At 62.5% G+C, this 24014-nt stretch carries 15 protein-coding genes; 5 read left to right on the top strand and 10 right to left on the bottom strand.

The window, feature by feature from the left end:
• Position 1: 1 nt before the first annotated feature.
• A complete protein-coding gene (ppx, locus tag ACJ8QI_RS19465; protein WP_442532954.1) occupies positions 2–1498 on the top strand; it encodes an exopolyphosphatase in 1497 nt (498 codons plus the stop codon).
• Positions 1499–1676: 178 nt separating this feature from the next.
• On the opposite strand, the gene rep is transcribed toward ppx, so the two are convergent.
• Entirely contained in the window at positions 1677–3701 is a 2025-nt protein-coding gene (rep, locus tag ACJ8QI_RS19470; RefSeq protein ID WP_004934177.1) for a DNA helicase Rep, read from the bottom strand.
• A gap of 109 nt (positions 3702–3810) precedes the next feature.
• Here rep and ppiC point away from each other — a divergent pair, with 109 nt between their 5' ends.
• Positions 3811–4092, top strand: coding sequence for a peptidylprolyl isomerase PpiC (gene ppiC / locus ACJ8QI_RS19475; RefSeq protein WP_442532955.1), 282 nt, complete (start codon positions 3811–3813; stop codon positions 4090–4092).
• A gap of 25 nt (positions 4093–4117) precedes the next feature.
• Here ppiC and ACJ8QI_RS19480 read toward each other — a convergent pair whose 3' ends face one another.
• From ACJ8QI_RS19480 to bcsR, 9 genes are all read right to left on the bottom strand, one after another.
• A complete protein-coding gene (locus ACJ8QI_RS19480) occupies positions 4118–5620 on the bottom strand; it encodes a M16 family metallopeptidase (RefSeq protein WP_060424235.1) in 1503 nt (500 codons plus the stop codon).
• A 260-nt stretch (positions 5621–5880) separates the two neighbouring features.
• Positions 5881–7167 carry a dicarboxylate/amino acid:cation symporter gene (locus ACJ8QI_RS19485; RefSeq protein ID WP_038874048.1) on the bottom strand — a complete coding sequence of 429 codons (1287 nt, stop codon included), beginning with the start codon at positions 7165–7167 and terminating at the stop codon, positions 5881–5883.
• 273 nt (positions 7168–7440) lie between these two features.
• Entirely contained in the window at positions 7441–9447 is a 2007-nt protein-coding gene (gene hmsP, locus ACJ8QI_RS19490) for a biofilm formation regulator HmsP (protein WP_060424237.1), read from the bottom strand.
• A 228-nt stretch (positions 9448–9675) separates the two neighbouring features.
• Complete coding sequence (gene bcsC, locus ACJ8QI_RS19495) at positions 9676–13149, bottom strand: cellulose synthase complex outer membrane protein BcsC (RefSeq protein WP_442532956.1); 3474 nt, start codon at positions 13147–13149, stop codon at positions 9676–9678.
• Entirely contained in the window at positions 13131–14243 is a 1113-nt protein-coding gene (gene bcsZ, locus ACJ8QI_RS19500) for a cellulose synthase complex periplasmic endoglucanase BcsZ (RefSeq protein ID WP_080213330.1), read from the bottom strand. The genes bcsC and bcsZ overlap by 19 nt, the downstream gene beginning before the upstream one ends.
• Positions 14244–14248: 5 nt before the next feature.
• A complete protein-coding gene (gene bcsB / locus ACJ8QI_RS19505) occupies positions 14249–16555 on the bottom strand; it encodes a cellulose biosynthesis cyclic di-GMP-binding regulatory protein BcsB (protein ID WP_197786441.1) in 2307 nt (768 codons plus the stop codon).
• Between the two features lie 62 nt (positions 16556–16617).
• On the bottom strand, positions 16618–19221 hold the full coding sequence (gene bcsA, locus ACJ8QI_RS19510; protein ID WP_060424243.1) for a UDP-forming cellulose synthase catalytic subunit: 2604 nt from the start codon (positions 19219–19221) through the stop codon (positions 16618–16620).
• Complete coding sequence (gene bcsQ / locus ACJ8QI_RS19515; RefSeq protein ID WP_060424245.1) at positions 19218–19958, bottom strand: cellulose biosynthesis protein BcsQ; 741 nt, start codon at positions 19956–19958, stop codon at positions 19218–19220. The genes bcsA and bcsQ overlap by 4 nt, the downstream gene beginning before the upstream one ends.
• Before the next feature lie 3 nt (positions 19959–19961).
• On the bottom strand, positions 19962–20153 hold the full coding sequence (gene bcsR, locus ACJ8QI_RS19520; protein ID WP_033649881.1) for a cellulose biosynthesis protein BcsR: 192 nt from the start codon (positions 20151–20153) through the stop codon (positions 19962–19964).
• Between the two features lie 189 nt (positions 20154–20342).
• On the opposite strand from bcsR, the gene bcsE reads away from it, so the two are divergent.
• From bcsE to bcsG, 3 genes are read left to right on the top strand one after another with little or no spacing between them, the layout of a single operon-like run.
• Entirely contained in the window at positions 20343–21911 is a 1569-nt protein-coding gene (bcsE, locus tag ACJ8QI_RS19525; protein WP_100396589.1) for a cellulose biosynthesis protein BcsE, read from the top strand.
• Entirely contained in the window at positions 21898–22101 is a 204-nt protein-coding gene (bcsF, locus tag ACJ8QI_RS19530; RefSeq protein ID WP_004934139.1) for a cellulose biosynthesis protein BcsF, read from the top strand. The genes bcsE and bcsF overlap by 14 nt, the downstream gene beginning before the upstream one ends.
• A complete protein-coding gene (gene bcsG, locus ACJ8QI_RS19535) occupies positions 22098–23753 on the top strand; it encodes a cellulose biosynthesis protein BcsG (RefSeq protein ID WP_180547989.1) in 1656 nt (551 codons plus the stop codon). Before bcsF ends, bcsG begins: the two co-directional genes overlap by 4 nt.
• Positions 23754–24014: the final 261 nt, after the last annotated feature.

Here is a 24014-nt window from a genome sequence, read left to right on the forward strand (position 1 = left end):
CATGCTCAGTTCCAGCACGCTTTATGCTGCCATCGATCTCGGCTCCAACAGCTTCCACATGTTGGTGGTGCGCGAGGTGGCCGGCAGCATTCAGACTCTGGCGCGGATCAAGCGCAAGGTGCGCCTGGCGGCCGGGCTGGATCAGAACAATCACCTGTCGCATGAGGCCATGCAACGCGGCTGGCAGTGCCTGAGGCTGTTCTCCGAACGCCTGCAGGACATTCCGCGCGAGCAGATCCGCGTCGTCGCCACCGCCACGCTGCGCCTGGCGTCCAACGCCGATGAGTTTCTGCAGGTCGCCGAGCAAATCCTCGGCTGCCCGGTGCAGGTGATCAGCGGCGAAGAAGAAGCGCGGCTGATTTATCACGGCGTTGCGCACACCACCGGCGGGCCGGATCGGCGGCTGGTCGTCGACATCGGCGGCGGCAGCACCGAACTGGTCACCGGCACCGGCGCACAGGCATCGCAGCTGTATAGCCTGTCGATGGGCTGCGTCACCTGGCTGGAGCGCTACTTCAGCGATCGCAACCTTGGGCAAGAAAACTTCGAGCGCGCCGAACAGGCCGCACGCGAAATGGTGCGGCCGATCGCACCGCAGCTGCGCCAGCAAGGTTGGCAGATCTGCGTCGGCGCTTCCGGCACCGTGCAGGCGCTGCAGGAGATCATGGTGGCGCAAGGCATGGATGAACGCATCACCCTGCCCAAGCTGCGCCAGCTGAAACAGCGCGCCATTCAGTGCGGCAAGCTGGAAGAGCTGGAGATCGAAGGGTTGACGTTGGAGCGCGCGCTGGTGTTCCCGAGCGGCCTGTCCATTCTGTTGGCCATCTTCCAGGAGCTGGGCATCGAGAGCATGATGCTGGCCGGCGGGGCCCTGCGTGAAGGCCTGGTTTACGGCATGCTGCATCTGCCGGTGGAGCAGGATATTCGTATCCGCACCATCCGCAACCTGCAGCGTCGTTACCTGATCGACACCGAGCAGGCCGAACGCGTCAGCCAACTCGCCGCCAACTTCTCGCAGCAGGTCGCCAACGAGTTGCGGCTGGATGCGCGATGTCGCGAACTGTTGCACAGCGCCAGTCTGATCCACGAACTCGGCCTCAGCGTCGATTTCAAGCAGGCGCCGCAACACGCCGCCTACCTGATCCGCCACCTGGACTTACCCGGCTTTACCCCGGCGCAGAAAAAACTGCTGGCCACCCTGCTGCAAAACCAGAGCAACACCCTCGACCTGTCGCTGTTGAACCAGCAAAACGCCCTGCCGCCGCGCACTGCGCAGCGTCTGTGCCGCATTTTGCGCCTGGCGATCATCTTCGCCAGCCGCCGCCGCGATGACACGCTGCCGGCGGTGCGGTTACGCGCCAATCAGGACGACGAACTGACGGTGATCTTGCCGCCGGGTTGGCTGGAACAGCATCCGCTGCGCGCCGAGGCGCTGGAGCAGGAAAGCCACTGGCAGAGCTACGTCCATTGGACGCTGCGGTTGGAAGAACAGCGTTGAAATGACCAGGGCGCGATTCGCGCCTGAAGGTTAATGGCAAACCTGATGACATTGCCAGGTTTACAGAAGACAGCATATAAAAAATAAGGAAAATCAATTCATTGATTTTCGGCTGATAACCTCAAAGGAGGAAAAACCACGCTTTTTCCTCCTTTGTCAGTAATCTAGCCCTGTCTTTTTAATTCCCGCCTTTGGCCTTGGCCAGCTGGGCGCGGATATTGGCCAGATGGCTCTGCCCCTTCTGCATCCGCTCCTGCGGGCTCACCACTTTACGCTCGGTTTCCCACGCCAAATCGTCCTGCGGCAGTTCCAGCAGGAAGCGACTCGGCTCCGGCCGCACCAGTTCGCCGTACTGACGGCGCTCGCGGCACAGGGTGAAGATCAGCTCTTTTTGCGCGCGGGTGATCCCCACATAGGCCAGACGCCGCTCTTCATCGACATTGTCTTCATCGATGCTGCTCTGGTGCGGCAGCAGGCCCTCTTCCATGCCCACCAGGAATACGTAGGGGAACTCCAGCCCTTTGGAAGCGTGCAGCGTCATCAGCTGTACCTGATCCAGCTCTTCTTCGCTTTCACCGCGCTCCATCATGTCGCGCAGGGTGAAGCGCGTCACCACCTGGGTCAGCGTCATCGGCTCGTCCAGATCGTTGCCTTCCAGCATCTCGGTCATCCAGCCGAACAGCGTGTTGACGTTCTTCATCCGCATTTCGGCGGCCTTCGGGCTGGTCGAGGTTTCAAACAGCCAGCTCTCATAGTCCACGCCGCGGATCAGATCGCGCACCGCCGCCACCGGCTCACGTTCCGCCTGCTGGGCGATACCGCCGAGCCAGTGGGTAAAGCGCTGCAATGACTCCAGCCCGCGCCCGGTCAAGTGCTGGCTCAGCCCCAGATCGAAACTGGCGTGGAATAAACTCTTGTTGCGCTGGTTGGCCCATTCGCCGAGCTTCTGCAGCGTCGCCGGGCCGATCTCGCGCTTGGGGGTATTGACGATGCGCAGGAAGGCGCTGTCGTCCTCCGGGTTGGTCAGCACGCGCAGGTAGGCCAGCAGATCCTTGATCTCGGGGCGCGAGAAGAACGAGGTGCCGCCGGAAATCTTGTACGGGATGCGGTTCTGCATCAGCATCTTTTCAAACACCCGCGACTGGTGGTTGCCGCGGTACAGGATCGCATAGTCGCCGTAGTTGGTCTTTTTCACGAAGTGGTGGGCGATCAGTTCCCCCACCACCCGCTCGGCTTCGTGATCCTCGTTGTTGGCGGTCACCACTTTCAGCTCTTCGCCATATCCCAGCTCGGAAAACAGCCGTTTTTCAAACACGTGCGGGTTATTGGCGATCAGAATGTTGGCCGCCTTCAGGATACGCTCGCTGGAACGGTAGTTTTGCTCCAGCTTGATCACCTGCAGCGCCGGGAAATCTTCCTTCAGCAGCACCAGGTTCTGCGGCCGCGCGCCGCGCCAGGAGTAGATCGACTGGTCGTCGTCACCCACCACGGTAAAGCGCGCGCGGTTGCCCACCAGCAGCTTAACCAGCTCGTACTGGCTGGTGTTGGTATCCTGGTACTCATCCACCAGCAGATAGCGAATACGCTGCTGCCAGCGTTCGCGCACCTCTTCGTTGCGTTGCAGCAACAGCGTCGGCAACAGGATCAGGTCGTCGAAGTCCAGCACGTTGCACGCCCGCATATGGGCGTGGTACAGGCCGTAGCAGTGGGCGAACAGCTTGTCGCGCTCCGAGCGCGCCAGCTCCGCCGCCCGCTGGGGATCGATCAGGTCGTTTTTCCAGTTGGAGATGGTCGAGATCAGCTGCGCCACCAGCGTTTTGTCGCTTTCCAGCCACTTTTCGGTCAGCTCTTTCAACAGCGCCAGCTGATCCTGGTCATCGAACAGCGAGAAGTTGGACTTCATCCCCAACGCCACGTATTCCCGTTTGATGATCTCCAGCCCCAGGGTATGGAAGGTGGAAATCATCAGCCCGCGCGCCTCTTTACGCCCCAGGGTTTGCGACACGCGCTCTTTCATCTCGCGTGCGGCCTTGTTGGTAAAGGTCACGGCGGCGATGTGCCGCGCCTGATAGCCGCAGTGGTGGATCAGGTGGGCTATCTTGTTGGTGATAACGCGCGTCTTGCCGGAACCGGCACCGGCCAACACCAGGCAGGGCCCGGTAACGAATTCGACGGCTTGTTGTTGGCTGGGGTTTAATCGCATGGTGCTGGCTTGCTCGACTGTAAAACGTGGAAGGGAATTGTAGCAGAAAGCGCCGATGAGATTTAGCGGGTATAATCAGCGCAATTTTCGCATCGACAAAGGCATTACCATGGCAAAAACGGCGTGCGCCCTGCACATTCTGGTAGACAATGAAAAGCTGGCCAACGAGCTGCTGGCCAAGCTGAAGCGCGGCGTCAGCTTCGACACGCTGGCGCGCAAATACTCGAGCTGCCCGTCAAAACGCAACGGCGGCTCGCTGGGCGAATTCAACAAGGGCGCGATGGTGCCGGCGTTCGATAAAGCGGTGTTCAGCATCCCACTGCTCAAACCTTACGGCCCGGTCAAAACCCAGTTCGGTTACCACATCATCAAGGTGCTGTACCGCAGCTGAGGGGGCCTGAGCCCCCTGCTGTGCATTACTGCGCGCCGGCGTCCGTCGCCGGCGCAGCCACCGCGGTGTCGGCCGGTTTGGCTTCTTCCGTCACCACCGCCGGCGCCGGCATCATGATGCCGTCATAGGTTTCCTGCAGCTGCTTCATGCTCATTTCCGGCTCGCCCTTCGGCTGCATCAGCACCAGCGTCGCCTCCTGAGAAAGCTGCAGCTTCAGCGCCTGATTCAGCGTCTCCAGCGTCAGGCTGGACAGGAACTCCTGACGCAGCTTTTGATACAGCTCCGGCGCGATATCCACCACCCCGCTCTGCTGCGAACGCAGGCGCTGGCTCATCAGCACGTCGGTATCGGTACGGGCGTAGGTCGCGAACAGCTTGCTCAGCTGATCGTTTTTCTGCGCCAGCAACGCATCGAATTCCTCTTTGGACAGGCCGTTGTCACGCACGTTGGCCAGCTCGCGGGCGATAAAGCCCAGGCTGCCGTTCAGATTGTTGTTCGGCGTATCCAGATGGATGGCGCACTGCCCGCGCTGGTACTGCACGCGGCAGTCAAAGCCCAGATGCAGGTTCTTCTGGTCGCTTTTTTCCAGCGTCTGCTGGAGATGCCAGAACAGCGCCTCGCGAGCAAGATCGCCACGCCAGTAGCGGAGCAGGCTCTGCGAATCGCGAATCGGATGCCACGGCGAATCCCACATGATAGACAGCGTATCCTGCTTCACCTGCTCGCTGATCAGGCTTACCGGCTGCTGTGGCAGCGGCGTCAGCGTCGGCATCGGGGCCGGGGTTTCACGTTTGCCCTGCAGCGGCGAGAACGCCTTGTTGATCTGTTCGCCCAGGCTGCGGCTGTCCACCTTGCCGACCACGAACAGCGTCATGGCGTCCGGGGTATACCACTGTTGATAGAATTTCTTCAGCTGCTCGAGATTGACCGGCCGTTTCGCCGGCTGCGCCGGATCGTGCGCCAGCAGCGTCGAGCCTTTCAGGCGGTAACGCCACCAGGCGTCTTTGGTATTGGGCGGGAAAGTGCCGACCGGATTGATGCTGGAATTCATCACCGCGTGCACCGTATGCTCGTCGATCGCCAGTTTGCCGGTGGTGTCCGCCAGCCAGGCCAGCGCTTCTTTCAGCAGGTCGGGCCGGTTGTTCGGCAGGCTGAGGTTATACATGGTGAAATCATACGAGATGATCGCCGGCGGCAGCGGCCGCTCGTTATCCACGCTCTGTTGCCACAGGGCGCGCAGCTGCGGCGCGGTAAAGCTTTCGCTGCGCGCCAACGCCAGCCGCGGCAGCAGATGGGCGAAGCCGGTCTGCTGCGAAGACTCCACCAGGGAGCCGGTATTGACGATCAGCCGCAGTTCCACGCGGTCGCTTGGCCGCTGCGGCGTATCGAGAATCTGCCATGAAAACCCGTTGGCCAGCGACCCCTGCTGCCAGGCAGGATCGGGTTGTAGTGCTTCAGCCTGCACGCTGCTACTGGCGGCAGCCAATAGCAGCCCACCAACTATAAGATGAATTCTGGTGCCCTGCATGTGAACCCCTACTTAATGACTATCCAATTTCTTATGCAAATGCGTGTATTCCATTCAATGGAATCATAAAAATACGCCCTGAGTTTCACAGTGGGGCGGAAAGCAGAAAGTGTACCATCGTGTTAGACCGCGCGCCTTTGCGGATGTCACTCATTAGAGTGAAAAATAATAGATAGCGGGGTTTTTAATGCAAGAAATCGTTACGAGGCAGGGGGTTTCCCTCACCGGCCGCGGCTGCGGCCGGTGATTCGCCGCCAATATCAGGCGGAAGGCTGCGTTTTGTCCGCGCCGGCGTTTTTGTTGTTCAGCGTGTCTTTCAGCTGTTTCTCATCCAGTTGGTCGCACCACTTCGCCACCACCACGGTCGCCACCCCATTGCCCACCAGGTTGGTCAGCGCGCGGGCTTCCGACATAAAGCGATCGATGCCGAGGATCAGCGCCAGGCCGGCCAACGGCAGATGGCCGACGGCGGAGATGGTGGCGGCCAGCACGATAAAGCCGCTGCCGGTCACGCCCGCCGCCCCTTTGGAGGAAAGCAGCAGCACCACCAGCAGAGTAACCTGATGCATGATGTCCATGTGGGTATTGGTCGCCTGCGCGATAAACACCGCGGCCATGGTCAGGTAGATAGACGTGCCGTCCAGGTTAAAGGAGTACCCGGTCGGGATCACCAGGCCCACCACCGATTTCTTGCAGCCCAGCTTCTCCATTTTATCCAGCATGCGCGGCAACGCGGACTCGGACGACGAGGTCCCCAGCACGATCAACAGTTCTTCTTTGATGTAGTTGACGAATTTGAAGATGCTGAAGCCGTTGGCGCGGGCGATGCTGCCCAACACCACCACCACGAACAGGATACAGGTAATGTAGAAGCACACGATCAGCTGGCCGAGTTGCACCAGGGTGCCGACGCCGTATTTACCGATGGTAAACGCCATGGCGCCGAAGGCCCCCAGCGGCGCCAGGCGCATGATCATGTTGATGATGCCGAAAATCACCCGCGAGAAGCTGTCGATCACGTTGAAGATCAGCTGCCCTTTCTCACCCAGACGATGCAGGGCGAAGCCGAACAGCACCGCGAACAGCAGCACCTGCAGAATGTTGCCGCTGGCGAACGCGCCGATCACGCTGCCGGGAATGATATCCAGCAGGAACGGAATGATGCCCTGCTGCTGCGCCTGCTCGGCGTAGACCGCTACCGCTTTGGCGTCCAGCGTGCCGGGATCGACGTTCATGCCAGCGCCCGGTTGCACCAGGTTGACGATCACCAGGCCGATAATCAGCGCGATGGTGCTGACGATTTCAAAATACAGCAGCGCGATGGCGCCGGTGCGGCCCACCGCCTTCATGCTTTCCATGCCGGCGATGCCGGTCACCACGGTGCAGAAGATCACCGGGGCGATAATCATCTTGATCAGTTTGACGAAGCCATCGCCCAGAGGTTTCATCTCGGCGCCGAGGTCAGGGTAGAAATGGCCAAGCAGGATACCCAGCGTGATCGCCGTCAGCACCTGAAAATAGAGGCTCTTAAAGATTGTTGTTTTCATATGAACGTCCTATGGGGGGAAGACACGCACCAGGCAGCAGTCTAAACATCCAGCCTGTTCATCGCTTGCGCGGAAAATAACACCCACTTAACAACATGGAAATAATTTGTTGCACCCGCCCCACGGGGTTGATGTGAATTTAAGAGCTGAAACGCGTCAGTCTGGGTGCAAAGCTGAAAATTGCGTAAGCCTTTGTTTGCACTAACGCAAAAGAGGTAGGGAGAGAATGGCGATTTTCGGACGGGGAAAAGTACCGGAAAGGTAACGCGACGCTCACGGCGCCGCGCGGCAAAACTCGGCTTCGAACGCTTCGCGCGGCAGCGGCCGGGCAAACAGGAATCCTTGCCCGCTGCGAATGCCGTGCTTCAGCAGCCAGTCGCGCTGCTCGGCGTTTTCCACGCCTTCGGCCATCACCGGCAACGCCAGCACTTCAGAGATCGAGCTGACAATGCGCACCATCGCATCGTCGGCCGGCAGCCCCTGAATGAAACTGCGGTCGATTTTAATCAGGTCAATCGGCAGGGATTTCAAGCGGTTCAGGTACTCCAGGCTGGAGTAGCCCATGCCGAAGTCGTCCAGCGCGATCGACAATCCCAGATCGTGCAGCTCACGCAGCAGCGCCAACGCACGGTCGAGATCGTCGATGCGTACCGTCTCGGTGATCTCCAGCAGCAGCTTGCGCGGATCGATCCGATACTGCGCCAGCAGGTTTTTCAGATGCGGAACGAACGCCTCATCCTGCATCTGAATACCGGAAACGTTGACCGCCAGCGGCAGCTCAATGCCGCGTTGCTGCCAGTCCGCCAGGATACGGCAGGACTCTTCCAGCACCCAGTTGCCGAGGGGCACGATCACGCCCAGTTCTTCCGCGAGCGGGATAACGTCGGCCGGCAGGGTATAGCTGCCGTCATACTGCTGCCAACGCAGCAACGCTTCGGCGCCGATCACCTCGTTGGACTGCATGTCGATCTGCGGCTGCAGGAACAGCGTAAAATGCCGCTGTTCGATGCCGTGCAAGATCTCGCTCTCCTGCGTCAGCCGCTTCTGCGTGCGTTCCGTCAGGCTGGGTTCGAAGAACAGGATCTGATTTTTTCCTTCGCGGTGCGCGGACATCATCGCCGAGGTGGCGCTGCGCAGCAGCTGTTCCGCACTTTCCCCCTGATTGAGGTAGTGCGCGATGCCGATGCTGGCGTTGGGCCGCAGCGCCAGCCCCTCCAGCGTCAACGGCGCGTTGATCTCCGCCATGATGCGCCGCGCCAGCTGCATGGCGTGGAACGGCCGCTCGATGCCCTTGGCCAGGATGGCGAATTCGGTATTGCTCAGCTGCGCCAGCACGCCGTTTTCGTCGATGCAGCCGCGCAGCTTCTTCGCCAGCGCCAACAGCAACGCTTCACGCATCGCCGGGCTCATCACGCCCGAGGCCTCATGCAGCGTCTCGATGCCGATCACCAGCAGGTTAAAACGCTCGGGGCGCAGGCTGGAAGCGATATGCTGTTCCAGCAACGCGTTCAGCAACGCCGGATTCGGCAGTTCGGTCACCGGATGGCGGGTGCTGAGGCGGCTCATGTCGGCATGCGCCTTGGCCAGCGTCTGTTGATTGCGGTTGTAGTTGCGCACCAGCAGGCCGAGCTCGTCGTCCTGGTGCAGCGCCGGCAGCATCAGCTGGTGATAGGGCGCTTCGTCCTGCGAGATGTTTTCCAACTCTTTGGCCATCGCGCGCAGCGGATGCACCATCAGCCGGTTCATGCACCAGGTGATGGCCACCGACAGGATCAGCGCCAGCAGCAGGTAGGTCGACAACATGGTCGACAAAATACTGAGGATAAACTGGTACATGCGGAACGAGTCGGCCTGCAGCACCAGATAGGCCAGCGGCTGCTGGTTGGCCGGCACCCGCTCCAGCGAATAGAGCGGTACGGAAATTTGGATCGGCAGTTCAAACAGCCGGGCGATCAGCGTCGGCACCGGCCTCTCAGGCGGGAAATTGGCGTGCAGCGCCTGAAACTCGTTCGGCAAGACGATATCCGCCCGGCTCAAAATGCCGACCGGCAGCAGCGTATTCAGCACCTTTTTGGCTTCCGGCACGTCCATGCGCAGCACCGCTTCCGCCAACGGCTGGCGCACGGAATGAGCGATATTCTCCAGTTGCTGGGCGTAGTCATCCCTGCGCTGCTGCACAAAGTGGAATAACTGGATCACGATAAAGATACAGATCGTGACCAGCGCCACGCCGGACACCGTCGCCATCTGCTTAATCGTTAACGAACGCCTGACCCGCAAACCTGCTCTCCGTGAAATCGGGCTGAAACAAAAAGGGGGCTGACTCTCACCCGCCCCCTCGAACCGGGCTGAGTATACTCGATCATCGGCTGTTTTAATCTGGCTATGCCGCAGGCAAAGCCAAGAAAATCGCGGGTTTCAGTCTTTTCCTAAAGCGAACAAACGCGACCCGGACACAGGGTAACAAAACTCCCCGGTGTCCGACACTCCGAATCTTTCCCCTCCCGGTTACTTGAAGTCGGCGTAAGGCGTCAGCGGTTGCGGCGGCAAATCGAGATCTCCCTGCCAGCCGGCCAGGGAATAACGCAGATAAATCAACGCGTGGCTCGGCGTATAGTCCTTCGCCTGCTGAATGTCGATGCCGGCGCCGAGCGTCCAGTGCGAACTGAGGCGGCGTTCGACGATCGCCCGCAGCGTATAACCGACGCCGCTCGAAGCGCTGCCGTCCTCGACGGCGAACTTATCGGGCAGTGAATCCGGGATCAGCCCCTGCAGCGGATAGCGGCGCTGGCTGTCGGTTTTCGAATGGGACAGCGAAACCGAACCGCCCAGCTCCCACGACCAGTTCTCGGTGCGCTGGCGATAGTTGACCGGCAGCGACAGCGACAGGTATTGCTGCGGGCTGTAATAGCCGCCCTGCCCCAGCGAGTAGCCGCTCAGATCCTTCTGGTAGTGCCACAGCATGGTATTGAGCCCGACGCTCAGGCGGCGATTGTCTTCGTTGATCAGCTTGTAGTAGTAGCCGGCCATCAACCGCTGCCGCTGGTTGTCCGCCACGTTCTTGCCGGTAATCTGGTGCGCGCTGAGATCGGCCCACACGCCGTTCGCCTCGCCGCGATCGTAGCTCGCGCTCAGGCTGACGCCGGTGGCGCGCACGCCGCCCCAGGTGGTGCCGGTATTCGGGTCTTTGGCGCCGCCGAACGCCAGCAGCGAGCTGGAGATCGGCCGCCGCGAGGCCGCCAGCGTCCAACCGATGTGGTTCCAGTCGCCGCTGTAGGCCAGGCCGCCGGTCCAGTCGACCACCTCAAAGCCCATCGGCGTCGTGCCGATGTCGGCGGCCCAGCGGTCGTTTTTCCAGCCGGCCGCCACGCTGGTGCCGGTGGTTTTCTGGTGTTCATCGCCGCGGCACCCTTGCGTATTGCAGGTGCCGAAGGTCTCGTAGTATTTGCCGCTGCCGTCGGTCGAGAAGCGGCCGGCGTCCAGCTGCACGGTGTCGGTGCGCAAGAAGGCGCGCCCGTCATACAGCGGCATGTCCACCTGCAGCATGGTGTCGTGCGCGTTGAAGTCGGAAATGCCGCCGGTGCCGCTCGAGCGCCAGTAATCGTGATCGAGCGTGACGTTCACGTCTTGCTGCCGATACAGATCCGCGGCGTCGGAACGGATGCCGCGTTTCAGCCAGTCGTCGCTCGGGTTATTGCGCGTCAAATAGGTGTAGCTGTCATTGTCCTGCGGCAGCGTCGGCGTGATGCCGCCGGCCACCATCGCCTGGCGGTAGTCCTGCTGCGCCCGCTCCGGCTGCCGCTGCGCCCGTTCCAGACGGGCGGCGTCGCGGTAGATCAGCGCCTTGGTCTGCCCCACGGGCTCCGAGGCCGCCGCCGTTTTCAGCCGGTTGAAGAGCGCGTCGGCCTGCTGCGGATCGCCGACCGCACTCCAGGCGTTGGCCACCCGCCGTTGGCTATTGAGCGAAGCGTCTTGCGGCTGCGGTTCGGTTTTCAGCCGCTGGCGCGCCGCGTCCAAATCCCCTTGCGCGACATAGGCTTCGATCTCGCCCAGTTGCGCATCCGGGTTGTTCGGTTCGCGCCGTTTCACCCGCTGATAATCCTCCAGCGCCGCCGCATACTCCCCGCGCGCCAGCGCCCAGTCGGCCAGCAGTAAATCGATGCGGGTGTCCGCCGGCTGCCGGCGCAGATAGGCTTCCGCCGCCGGTTCGTCGCCGGCCGCCCGCAGCCGTTCGGCCTGTGCGATCACCGCCTGCATTTTCAGCCGCTGCGCCAGTTCGCGCATGTTATCGTTCCACTGCGCCACAGGCAGCGTATTGAGCTGCGCCAGCGCCTGGTCGTCGCGATCGCTGCCGGAAAGGTAGAGCGCATAGGCATAGGCCAACTGCGGATTGACGCGCTGACGCTGCGCCAGCTGCCGGAACAGAGCGTCCGCCGGCTGCGGCTGCCCGGCCTGACGCAGCGCCTGCGCGTAGCGATAGGTCAGCCAAACATCGTCGGGATCCATCGGCTGAGCGCGGCGATAGATTTCCGCCGCCTGCTGCCACTGCTGCTGCGCCGCCAGCGCCTCCGCCTGCTGTTTCAACATATCGAGCCGCAGCCCGTCGAGGGTGCTACGCAGCTTGGCCTGTTGGCTGCGCGGCAGGCCGTTGAGGTAGGCCAGCGCTTTTTCCGGCGACTGCCGTTGATAGAGATTCACCAGGCCGCGCAGCGCGCTGCCGTTGCCGGGGTCGCGCCGCAGCGCCTGCTGATAAAATCCTTCCGCCGCGGCGTCATCCTTGCTCGCCACCGCCACATCGCCCAGGCCGATAAACGCATCGCCGTCGCTGTCGTCGAGCTGGCGCGCCTGCTGGTATTTCTGCCTGGCCAGCGCGAGATTGCCGGCCTTCAGCGCCTTGTCGCCTTCGTCGATCGCCAGCCAGTAGCCGGTGCTCTTGATCAGGCTTTGCCACTTGCCGCTGTCGTAGCCGTTCTTGTCGGCGGCCAGCGCCTGGCGGAACAGTTTCAGCGCCTGCGGGCGGTTGCCGGCGCGCGAATAGGCCTGGCCGAGCGCGCCCAGCACCTCGGCGTCGTTCGGCGCCGCCGCCAACGCCTTTTGCAACTCCGGAATGGCCGCCCGGCTGCCGCCTTTATCCACCTGCGCCAGGCCGCGTACCCGTGCCTGATACGCCGGATCGGCCAACAGTTTCTGCTGTCTGGCCAGCTCTTCGCGGGCGCTGGTCGCCTGATCGCCGGTGTCGAACACGCCGAGGAAGCGGTTGAGCGCCGCCACGCTTTGCGCGCTGACCGGCATCGCTTTGACCTTGTCCAGCCACAGATCGGCGGCATCGCCGCGCCCGGCCGGATCGGCGGCGATCTTCTGCAGCAGCTCATAGGCCTGCGCGTCCTGGTTCTGACTGAACAGCATGCGCGCCAGCGACATACGCAGCGCCACGTTGCCGGAATATTGCTGATCCAGCGCCTGCAGCTGCTTCAACGCCTTCGCCTCCTGCCCCGGCAAACGCGCCACCAGCCGCCAATATTCCACCGCCAGATCGAGCGTCGGCGGCTCGCCGTGGAACAGCGCATCGTACTGCGCCTTGGCCTCCGGCAACCGGCCGGCGGTCGCCATCAGGCGCGCCTGCTGCAGCTTTTGCCGGGTTTCCGGCTGGGTCAGCAGCATGTTCATTTCCGCCTGGCGATAGGCGCTGGACTGCGGCGCGAGGGTTTTCAGCTTATCCAGCTGCTGCTGCGCCAGCGCCATGTTGCCCTGCCGCAGCGCCAAACGCATGCGCGCGGCGATCACGTCCGGGTTGTTCGGATCCATCAGCTCGAGCCGGTACAGCGACTGGCGCACCAGATCGTCCTTGTTGCCGGCCTCGCCGATGCGCACCTGCTCCAACAGCCACTGCTCCGGGGCCACGGCCTCCGCGGCGCGCGCCTGCGGCAGCATCGCCAGGCTCAGCGGAATCAAATTCAGCCAGTTTATTTTGAAGTTGTGCATTGGCCGTCCCACGAGGGTTGCAATTCACCCTGACGATTAAAGCGATAACGTTGTTGATCCCACCCCTGACCGAACAGCGTCAGCGAGGCGCTGAAATAGGCGTCGTCACCCGGCGGATGTTCGCTGATGCGTTGCCGCTGTGTCGTCAGCGCCTCGGCCTGCGTCGCCAACATCGGCAGCATCGAGGCAGAAAAGCCGACCGGGCCGGTGCCGGTGGTTTTGCCGCTGGCGGTATCGGTTTTTTCCGGCGGCACGCCCTGTTTGGCGGTGAGCTGCGCCATCGGCTGGAAGCGTTCGAGCAACGCCGCCTTGTGCTCATCGTCGTCCGCCAGCATGCCGGCCCACAGATAAACCCGAATGGCGTCGTAGCTGCCGACGTTCGGCTTGACGGTATCCGGCTGCCAGCCGGCACCGACCCGCCACACCACCCAGTCCGGTGAGAAGCCGTGCGGCGCGGTGTCCAGCCACAGCCGCTGATTGACCTGGCGCATCGCGCGCCACGGGCCGTTCAGCGCCGCAAAACGCGCCAGCAGCTGCGGCGGCAGGTAGCTGGGGTTCAGCCGCCAGCGATCTTCCGCCACGAACCCGACTTTGCCCGGCAACAGCATCAGGCCCAGGCCGGGAATGTCGGCCACTTCCTCACGGCCGATGCGTTGCAGCAGCAGCGTGCCCAGGGTTTGATAACGCCGGCTTTTCCACAGGCGGCCGGCTTCGAGCAGGTTGTAAGCTATCCACAGATCGGCATCCGACGCTGAGTTGGCGTCCAGCACCTTCCACTGCTTGTCGTCGCTCTCGCCCCACAGCCAGGCGGGCAAACGGGCGCTGAGATCGCCCGCCGCCAGGTTGTTCTCCGTCCAGGCCAGCAGCCGATCGAAAGTCGGCCGGTCGTTGGCCACCAGGGCGAAGAACAGGCCGTAACTCTGTCCCTCTGAGGTGGTGATTTTGTTCGGGCTGCTCGGATCGATCACCCGCCCCTGCGGGCTGATGTAGTACTGCTTGTACTGTTGCCAGCCCGGCCACTCGCAGGCCGCCGCCGCGCTGAACGCGCACAGCAGCAGCATGCCGAGCGACAGGCGTTGCAGCATCGCGCTCACCGCCGTCAATCCCGATCTTCAGGCGCCAGACGACGCCGGCTGAAGGCCTTCAGGCCGCGCCACAGCATCAGCCCCAGGATCACCACCAGCACTACCGCGATCACCGCCAGCAGCACCGGATGGGTGGACAGGGCATACCACAGCCGCTCCCACCACGGCAGGTGGCCGACATAGTAAATATCGCCGACGCGCAGGCTATTGACCCCCGATTCGCGGATCACCGCCACCGAGCCGAACACCGCGGCGCGCTTGCCGCTGTCCAGCAGGGCATCGTTCAGCAGCTCATAGCCGCGCGGGCTGTCCGCCAGCAGCGCCACGATGCTGCGCTGGTCGCTGAACGGCGACTGCACGCCGATGATCGCCGACATCGCCCCCTCGGAGCTGACGGTGGTCTTGCTATCCGGTTTGGTATCTTCCGCCAGCACTTCCGCGCTGGGCAGCGGCGGCTGCCGCGTCGGCTGTTTCACCCAGCTTTGGGTCGCGTCCACCAGCAGGCTGATTTTCTTGTCGTCGCGCAGCTCCGGCGGGATGGTGCCGACCATCAGGATATCGTCGTCGCGATCCTTGGCCTGCGACCAGTCGTCGCTGAGCGTGAAGGCCAGCGCCGGGTAGCCGGTTTGCGCGCCGATCACCCCCAGCGCGTTCAGCAGCGCGCTGACCTGCGCCGGCTGCGGTTTCTGGTTCACCAACACCAGCGTTTGCGACAGATCCGCCAAACGGCTGAACGGGAAGCCGGCGTTGGCGAAGGCGCGCAGGTCCGGCATAGCCATAAAGTGGCGGTAGCCGGAGAAATCGATGGTGGACGCACCGTCGATCACCGCGTGGTTTTGCGTGAAGGAGTAGGTTTCGCAGCGCCCTTCCGCGCCGCTGGCCAGCAGCGTGGTGTAATCGAAGTCAAAGCGCAGCTGGTTGGTGGCGCCCAGCCGCAGCGCCGGAATGCTGACGTTTTTGTCGGAATCGAGCAGCCCCTGCGTCAACGGCAGGCGCAGCAGCTGTGCGCCCTGTTCGTGTTCCGGCACCAGCGAGTAAGCCTGCACGAACTGGTTGTTCAGACTGACGCTCAGCCGCGAACCGTCCTGAATGCGCGGCGCCGTATAACGGTATTTCAGGTGCATGTCGATGCCGGTGCTGCGGATCAGGAACAGATCCGGCGGCAGGTTCATGGTCAGCGAGATCGGGCCGGGTTCGATGCCGCTGGTTTGCAGTTGCTCGGCGTATTGCTGCAGCTCGGCGAAGGTCATCGGCCGATCGGTGCGCACCCAGTTCGGCGCGTCGTAAGGCTGGCGCGGCGCGAGCTGTTCTACCTTGTCCACCGTCACGTTCTGGCCGCGGAACAGAATGTTGCCCTGCGCGATGCCTTTCACCGCGGTGATCAAATCGTTGTCGTCACGCCCCTGAATCAGCAGCAGTTTGACGTACGGATTGTCCGGGTGGCTGATCATCTCCACCGTCGGGCCGTTGACCGCCGGATAATCGCGCAGGAAATCCGGGCGCTGCTGGTTGGTGGCGAACACCACCGCGTGCTGCGTCGGCAGCGCGTTGTACAGCGCCGGGAAGGATTGCCCGCGCCACTGCGCCTTGCTGCCGAACCAGGACGCCAGAATGCCCGCCGCGCGCTGCTGGGCGAGATCAGGCTGGCCGGCGAACACCATCGGCAGCGTCAGCGGCCGATTATCGCGGCTGTCGAAGAACGGCTCAGGGAAGTGCGACAGCTCGTTTTTCACCGGCAGCGTCTGGAAACGCAGCTTCAGCGCGCTCGATTTGCTGACGTCGAGCCACAGCGAGGTGCTGGCCGGGTTTTCGCAGATGTTCTGATAATGGCCGACGAACACCAGCCGGACGCGGTTAAAATCGGTGATATAGCGCGGATCGATCGCCATCTGGATGCGATTGGGCTTACCCAACTGCTCCTTGGCGATCGTGGTCACCCCCATCAGCTCGTCGTTCAGGTAGACCTTGACGTGCGACTCCACCGGGATCAGCGCCGGCGACGGCGTAAACTCCATATCGAGCATCGCCTGCGAGACCACCTCATCGCTGCGCACGCCGAATTCGATCTGCCCGTCCGGCCGGGTGCCGCGCAAAACAAAGGTGCCCGGCGGCGGCGCTATCTGCGCAAACGGCAGCGACACGTCGCGCACCGGCGCATTCGGATCCTGCGGCGCGGCGGCCGGCGGTGGCGCGGTCGCCGTATCGGCCGCCGCGGCGATCGGCGGCTGGGCCGCCACGGTCGGCGCGGTGGCGGTTTCGGCCTGCGACAGGGTGCTGATGCCTAAGGCCAGAGCAGTTAACCAGGTTATTTTTCTCGTCATCGTATCATCATCAATGTTGGAGCCTGTTCACCGGGCGAGTGAGCGGGCGGTTGAACTCGCAGCTAACCCACTGTTTCTTGTTGACCCAAGGTCGGATCCCTGCCGACGCCGCGCGGAATAAACGACACTACCCAGGCGGTCAGCGAAGTGACCCCGACCAGCAGACCGCGCACCAGCGGCGGCGCGTAGTCCGCCATGCGCACATACCCCCGAAAGCCCAGCGCCAGCACGTCGCGCAGGCTTTCGATCGGCCGGTCTTCAGGGAACCCGTCCTGCCACAGCGCCCAGGTATCGGCGCGGGCGAAGGTGCACTGAATGAAATCGATGTGTTCACGGGTGGAGAGGTCGACCAGGCGCACCCCCACCTTGTTGCCGAAGGCGCGCGTCACCACGCAGGGGAAGCTGTACTCCTGCTGGCCGCGCTTGAGCAGCAGCGAGGCTTTGTCGCCGTCTTTCAACGCGTTTTCCACCCGCATCTCGATGCCCACGCCGCCGTCGGAGTAATCGCGCAGCGTGCAGGGATACAGATGGCCGTCGGCACGCGCGATCGCCGCCGGCATGGCGATTTCCACGCGGTGCGCCTGACGCACCTGCTTGGCCTCCACCGCCACCGCCACCGCGCCGCCGAGAATCGTCATGTTGTACAGCACCCACACCAGGCTGATGATCACCGTCATCACCTCGTCCGTCGGGCCATAGGCCAACCGCCAGACGCCGAACGCCAGCCCGGCCAGGTTCAGGATCACCAGGAACATGTAAGGCCGGGTGATCACCCAGTCGACGTGCTCCTCCTCCACCAGCCCGCCCTTGGCGGTGACGTTGAATTTGCCCTTGTGCGGATTGAACAGCGCCACCGTCGTCGGCCGCGCGATATACCAGGCCAGCACCGTTTCATAGATTTCGCTCCAGAACGAATGGCGGTATTTCCCCTGGATACGTGAGTTGGTCAGGCTGGCGTGGATCATGTGCGGCAGCACATAAAGCGCGATCGCCAGCGCCGGTGCGAAGATGATGTAGGCATGCAGCAGCAAAAACGCCAGCGGCGCGGTGAGGAAGATCAGCCGCGGAATGCCCGACAGGAAGTGCAGCATGGCGTTGGCGTAGCACAGGCGCTGCGCCAGTTTCAGCCCCTTGCCCAACAGCGGGTTGTCCAGCCGGAAGATCTGCACCATGCCGCGCGCCCAGCGAATGCGCTGGCCGATGTGCGCCGACAGGCTCTCGGTCGCCAGCCCGGCGGCCTGCGGAATGCGGATGTAGGCCGAGGTGTGCCCGCGCCGGTGCAAGCGCAGCGAGGTGTGGGCGTCTTCGGTGACGGTTTCCACCGCAATGCCGCCGATCTCGTCCAGCGCGCTGCGGCGCAGGATGGCGCAAGAGCCGCAGAAGAAGGTGGCGTCCCACATGTCGTTGCCGTCCTGCACCAGCCCGTAGAACAAGGTGCCCTCGTTGGGCGTCTGGCGGAAGCGGCCGAGGTTGCGCTCGAACGGATCCGGCGAGAAGAAGTGGTGCGGGGTTTGCAGCATCGCCAGCTTTTTGTCTTTGAAGAACCAGCCCATGGTCAGCTGCAGGAAGGAGCGCGTCGGCACGTGGTCGCAGTCGAAAATCGCCACGAACTCGCCGGTGGCCTGCTTCAGCGCATTGTTGATGTTGCCGGCCTTGGCGTGTTCGTGGGTCGGCCTGGCGATGTATTTCACCCCCACTTCGTCAGCGAACGCCCGGAATTCGGGACGGTTGCCGTCATCGAGGATATAGATGTTCACCTTCTCTTTCGGCCAGTCGATGCCCAGCGCCGCGTAGATGGTGGGCTTCACCACCCCGAGATCTTCGTTGTAAGTCGGCACCATCAGATCGATAGTCGGCCAGGTGGCGCTATCGGCGGGCAACGGCACCGGCTGCCGGTTAAGCGGCCAGACGGTCTGGAAATAGCCCAGCACCAGCACCACCCAGGCGTAGGTTTCCGCCACCAGCAGCAACAGGCCGCACACCAGGCTGAGCGGATCGTCCCAGTTCAGCGTGGCGGTATAGCGCCACCACAGGTAACGACAGGATACGGTCAGCGACAGCACGATCAGCATCAACCCCGGCAGGCGCCCCGGCACCCGGCGCACCACCATCGCGATCCCCCACAGCAGCAGGACGAACACGAACTGCGCCGGCAGATCGAACGGTTGCGAGATGCACAGCATGGCGAGGATCGCCGCCAGCACGCTGACCAGAATAAACAGCGCGCGCCGCATGCCGCGGCTCATGCGGCCGAGGCGCTCCACCGAACGCTGCTCCACGCCGGCGTTCTTCAGCCGCTGCGGCAGGCCCTGCAGCCAGTCGGCATAGCGCTGCTGCAGGCGGCGCCAACCGGCGAAATAGTCGCGCTGCACCGGCGCGCGGCCGCTGCGAAACAGCAGCAGCCACAGCCCCTGCAGCAGATAACGCAGCGCATCCGCCGGGCGCGGGCGGTCGGCGGAGAGATGCGGGAACCAATAAGCGCGGCCGGCGCGCACGCGCTGCCAGGCCGGCGATTCGAAGCGCAGCAGCAGCCAGCCCAACGCCACCAGCAGCGTGGCGAAAAAGGCGGTTAGCGCCGACGCGCCGTTGCGCCGATAGCCGCGGTAGCGCGTCTGCACCGCCTGACGCACCGGCGGCACCAGCAGCAGGCTCAGCACCCGGCTCATGGCGCAACGCCCCGCTTGAGGTTGATCAGGCACCAGTTGGCCAGCGTCAGCACTTCATCCGCCGCCAGACTCTCGGGGCGGTACTCGCCCAACGGCTGCTTGACCGCCAACGCTTCCGCCAACGCTTCGTCGCGATGGATCACCACCGGCAACAGGCCGCTCAGCGTTTGCAGCCACAGCTGATGCAGATCCTGCTGCAGCTGGCTGGCGGAGGAGTAGTGATTGACCAAGAAACGGCAGTCGTTCGGCAGCGTCTGCTGATGGAGCCGTACCTGGCAGTTGGCGTCGGGGTTCAACAGCACGAACACGCTGTCGGCAAGCTGCAGCGCCTGCTGCGCCAGCACGCCGTCCCCGACCGGAACATCCAGCAGGATCCAGCGCAGCGGATCGCCGGCGATCAGCTGGCGCACATTGTCGCGCCAGCGTTCCGGCTGTTGCTGACACTGGCGCTGCACTTCCAGCCGTTCCGCTGCATTCAGGCGGCCAAAGGGCAGAAAGTTGAGGTTTTCACAGTAACGCAGCGCCCCTTCCTGCCAGCGCCCGCCGTCCCGCTCCGCGCGGGCCCAGCCACGCGCCAGCTCGAACGGCGTGTTGAAATGCAGGCGCAGCAGATTGTCCGGCGTGAAATCGATCGCCAACACCGACTCACCCAGCTGCTGCAACGCCCAGGCGAGCGCCGCCGTGACCGACGTCGTCCCCATTCCACCCCGCAACCCTTGCAGCGCGATCACCGGCATAGATCAGTGGCTCCCCGTGGTCTGCGCCAATTCGGCCAACAACGGCCAGCGCGTCATCATTTGCGTTAACCGCTCCTGCCGCGAAATATCGACATAGCTTAATTTCGGCAATGAAAAAGCCTGGCTGAGCGCCTGCAGGTCATCCTGGCTCTCCCCAGGTGCCGCTGCACGAAAATGGGTGGGTGCGTTATTCATTCTTCCGCCTTGGCGAAAATAGGCTATGTTAATTAACTATAGCAACGATACAAAAAGAGATAGGCAATAAGATGATTCTCAACAAATATTGTTGCAGAGCGTCGGAGATTTGTTATTGCCAGAGTAAAAATGGCTATCTTTAAATATAAACGCCTTTAGTCGGCTTTCAACGAAAGTAGAACACATCCTATGGCGCACTCTTTTTCTCTAGGCATTCGGCAGATTTGGGAAGAGCTGTCGGTGATGCAGGCCCCCGGGCTTTATTGGATCAATATCGACAGGCAAAGCGACGCCGCGCTGCTGTGTCGCCAGGTCATCGCCGCCCAGCCGGCCACCCATAAAGTCGCCCTGATCTGCAGCGGCGATAAACCCGATCGCCTGCTGGCCGAGCTGGCTTCGCCTGCTTTGCAGAAGCTGCCGCTGTATCAATTACCGGAGAAAAAAGCCGCGCTGACGCAGCTGAGCGACGATCTGATGCGCGCCCTGCGGCCGCAAAATCGCTTACTTATCCTGCTGGCCCACGCCAGCCTGTGGCAAACCTTCACCACCGAAGAGCTGCGCGAGTGGACCCGTACCCTCGCCGCCTGGCTGCGGCGGCAGGGGTGTACGCTGTTGATCCTCAGCCACGGCGGCGGCATCAATAAGCTCAAGGGGCAGCTCAGCGCGCAGCATCGCATCCTGAACGGCCTGTCCAGCCTGCAATGGCAGCAGGACAGCGCGCAGTATCTGGTTAACTGGTGGAGCACCGAAAACGGCATCAATGCCAATCAGCTGCTGACGCTGTACGCCGCGGAAGGCGGCTGGCAGGGTGAGGATGAAAATAGCCAACCCTCCCCCACCGCCTTGCGCAGCGACGAAGGCCTGTATCTGGCCGAGCGCAGCATCCTGGAAGGCGCGCCGCCGCTGTCCGCCAACTGGCAGCTGCTGGAGAGCAACGACGAACTGGCGCAGCACGGCATGCTGAGACTCTCGGCGACGTTGATTTTCGCGCTGTACCAAAGCGACCAAATCGATCACCTGGCGCACCAAATCCACACCCTGCGCCGCAGCCGCGGCAACGGCTTGAAAATCGCGGTGCGCGAGATGAGCGCCAGCCTGCGCTACAGCGACGAGCGGCTGCTGCTGGCCTGCGGCGCCAACCTGATCGTACCGCACGTCGCGCCGCTGTCGCGTTTTCTGACCATGCTCGAAGGCATTCAGGGGCAGCGCTTCTCGCGCCATGTCCCCGCCGACATCGATGCGCTGCTGGCCGGCTTGCGCCCGCTGCAGCTCAAAGGCTATATGCGGCCGGAACCGTTCAGCCAGGCGGTGCTGTCGCTGATGGGCAACACGCTGCTGCCCGAGGACGGCAAAGGGGTGATGGTGGCATTGCGACCGGCCACCGGCCTGCGCGCCGAACAAGCGATGACCCTGTGCCACCTGCGGCGCTTCGGCGACGTGATGACCGTCGTGCAGGGGCGGCTGGTGCTGTTCCTCTCCACCTGCCGCATCAACGATTTGGATACCGCGCTGAAGTTCATCTTCCGCCTGCCGGTGGATGAAGCCTTCAGTAACCGGGTGGTGTGGCACCAGGACGTCGATATCATTTCGGAAATCAAACGCATGGCCCAGGGGCGCTGGCAGATTTCGGCCACCGGCACCGCCGGCACCGCGCCGCGCCCCAGCGTGAAAGCGGCCGAAGTGCCCGCAGAACGGCGCCAGCCGGTCGCCTTCACGCTGCCGCTCGGCCCGCAGGAGGAACCGCATGCTGAACCTTAACGACATCGTGCAACTGATCCTGCTGTGTGCGCTGATCTTCATTCCGCTGGGCTACGCCTTTCACCGGCGTTTTCCGCATTTGCGTCAATACTGGCAAAACCTGTTGTTATCGCCGCGCTATTTGAAATCCGCCGGTTTGTGGGTGCGCACAGGCTCCTCATCTCAGATTAAACGTAAGAAGCAGCCATGAATCCAAACTCGAAGACGCAATCCGATAACGCTCTGTGGCGCTACTGGCGCGGGCTGGGCGGCTGGAACCTCTACTTTCTGGCCAAATTCGCCCTGCTGTGGTTCGGCTACCTGAATTTCCACGCGCTGCCGAACCTGGTGTTCATGGCATTTCTGCTGATGCCGATCCCATCGCCGCGCCTGCACCGCTGGCGCCATTACCTCGCTATCCCGATTGGCATCGCGCTGTTCTACCACGACACCTGGCTGCCGGGCATCAACAGCATTCTCAGCCAGGGCTCGCAGCTGGCCGGCTTCAGCGCCCAGTATCTGCTGGAGCTGATCAACCGCTTTATCAACTGGCAGATGGTCGGCGCGGCCTTCGTGCTGCTTATCGCCTACCTGTTCGTCGCGCAGTGGGTGCGCGTCACGGTGTTCACCGTGGCGGCGCTGGTGTGGCTCAATATCGTCAACATCGCCGGGCCGGCGGTCTCACTGCTGCCCGCCACCTCCACGGCCTCGGCCGGCGGCGCCAATACGCCGGCCACGTCGGCGCCGGCGGCGGGGGACGCTGCGCCAGCAGACAGCCTGCCGCCGACCAGCGCCAACCTGACGGCCTACCTGAATCAGTTCTACGAGCGGGAAAAAGGCCGCGCCACCGCGTTCCCGGCCACCTTGCCCGCCGACGCCCAGCCGTTCGATCTGCTGGTGATCAACATCTGTTCGCTGGCCTGGGCCGATATGGAGGCGGTCAACCTGCAGAATCACCCGCTGTGGTCGAAGATGGACATCATGTTCGACAGCTTCAACTCGGCCACCGCCTACAGCGGCCCGGCGGCCATACGCCTGCTGCGCGCCAGCTGCGGCCAGCTTTCGCATCACGACCTGTATCAACCGGTGAACCAGCAGTGTTACCTGTTCGACAACCTGGCGAAGCTCGGCTTCAAGGAACAGCTGATGCTCGATCACTCCGGGGTATTCGGCAACTTCCTGAAAGAACTGCGTGAACAGGGCGACATGCAGGCACCGCTGATGTCGCAGGCCGGCATCGGCAACGAGCTGACCTCGTTCGACGGCGAGCCGATTTATAACGATCTTGAATTGCTGACCCGCTGGCTGGATCAGCAGCAAAAAGGCGGTGACGGCCGCACCGCCACCTTCTTCAACATCATTCCGCTGCACGACGGCAACCGCTTCGTCGGCTCCAGCAAGAGCGCCGACTATCAACCGCGCGCGCAGAAGCTGTTCGATCAGCTGAACACCTTCCTCGACCAGCTGGAGAAATCCGGCCGCAAAGTGGTGGTGGTGATTGTGCCGGAGCACGGCGCGGCGTTGGTGGGCGACAAAATGCAGATGTCCGGCCTGCGCGATATTCCCAGCCCGAACATCACCCATACGCCGGTCGGCATCAAACTGATTGGGATGAAGGCGCCACATCAGGGCAGCCCGCTGCAGATCAAAACGCCGAGCAGCTATCTGGCGCTGTCTGAACTGGTGTCGCGCCTGGTGGACGGCAAGGTCTTCAGCGAATCCAGCGTCGACTGGCAGGCGCTGACCCAGGGGCTGCCGCAGACCCCGGTCATCTCCGAAAACGACAACGCCATTGTGATGCAGTATCAGGGCAAGCCCTACATTCGCCTGAACGGCGGTGACTGGGTGCCTTACCCGCAATAAGCGCGGCCTCATCCCCCCAAAGCACGCCGCCGGCGTGCTTTTTTATTGGGTTTTTATAATAAAAACAGTGAAACCGCTCGACCGAAAGAATGTTATTAACAACAAACCGTTGAATTATATTATTCGATTATTATTTCCATACGAAGATTCTTAAAAAATAACGATTTATCAGAATAGGGTTAAGGGCAGAATTTAAAAAACGGGTTGTCGCGATCGTTTACTGACTAACACATTGATTGAATAATAAAAAACGCCGGCGCA

It is taken from the genome of Serratia sp. CY84636 (assembly GCF_052166245.1).
Lineage (GTDB): Bacteria > Pseudomonadota > Gammaproteobacteria > Enterobacterales > Enterobacteriaceae > Serratia > Serratia nevei.

Bases quoted from the DNA above. Each gene is read 5' to 3' on its own strand.
- ppx (WP_442532954.1), top strand. From the start codon at position 2: ATGCTCAGTTCCAGCACGCTTTATGCTGCCATCGATCTCGGCTCCAAC.
- rep (WP_004934177.1), bottom strand. From the start codon at position 3,701: ATGCGATTAAACCCCAGCCAACAACAAGCCGTCGAATTCGTTACCGGG.
- ppiC (WP_442532955.1), top strand. From the start codon at position 3,811: ATGGCAAAAACGGCGTGCGCCCTGCACATTCTGGTAGACAATGAAAAG.
- ACJ8QI_RS19480 (WP_060424235.1), bottom strand. From the start codon at position 5,620: ATGCAGGGCACCAGAATTCATCTTATAGTTGGTGGGCTGCTATTGGCT.
- ACJ8QI_RS19485 (WP_038874048.1), bottom strand. From the start codon at position 7,167: ATGAAAACAACAATCTTTAAGAGCCTCTATTTTCAGGTGCTGACGGCG.
- bcsC (WP_442532956.1), bottom strand. From the start codon at position 13,149: ATGCACAACTTCAAAATAAACTGGCTGAATTTGATTCCGCTGAGCCTG.
- bcsB (WP_197786441.1), bottom strand. From the start codon at position 16,555: ATGACGAGAAAAATAACCTGGTTAACTGCTCTGGCCTTAGGCATCAGC.
- bcsA (WP_060424243.1), bottom strand. From the start codon at position 19,221: ATGAGCCGGGTGCTGAGCCTGCTGCTGGTGCCGCCGGTGCGTCAGGCG.
- bcsQ (WP_060424245.1), bottom strand. From the start codon at position 19,958: ATGCCGGTGATCGCGCTGCAAGGGTTGCGGGGTGGAATGGGGACGACG.
- bcsR (WP_033649881.1), bottom strand. From the start codon at position 20,153: ATGAATAACGCACCCACCCATTTTCGTGCAGCGGCACCTGGGGAGAGC.
- bcsE (WP_100396589.1), top strand. From the start codon at position 20,343: ATGGCGCACTCTTTTTCTCTAGGCATTCGGCAGATTTGGGAAGAGCTG.
- bcsF (WP_004934139.1), top strand. From the start codon at position 21,898: ATGCTGAACCTTAACGACATCGTGCAACTGATCCTGCTGTGTGCGCTG.
- bcsG (WP_180547989.1), top strand. From the start codon at position 22,098: ATGAATCCAAACTCGAAGACGCAATCCGATAACGCTCTGTGGCGCTAC.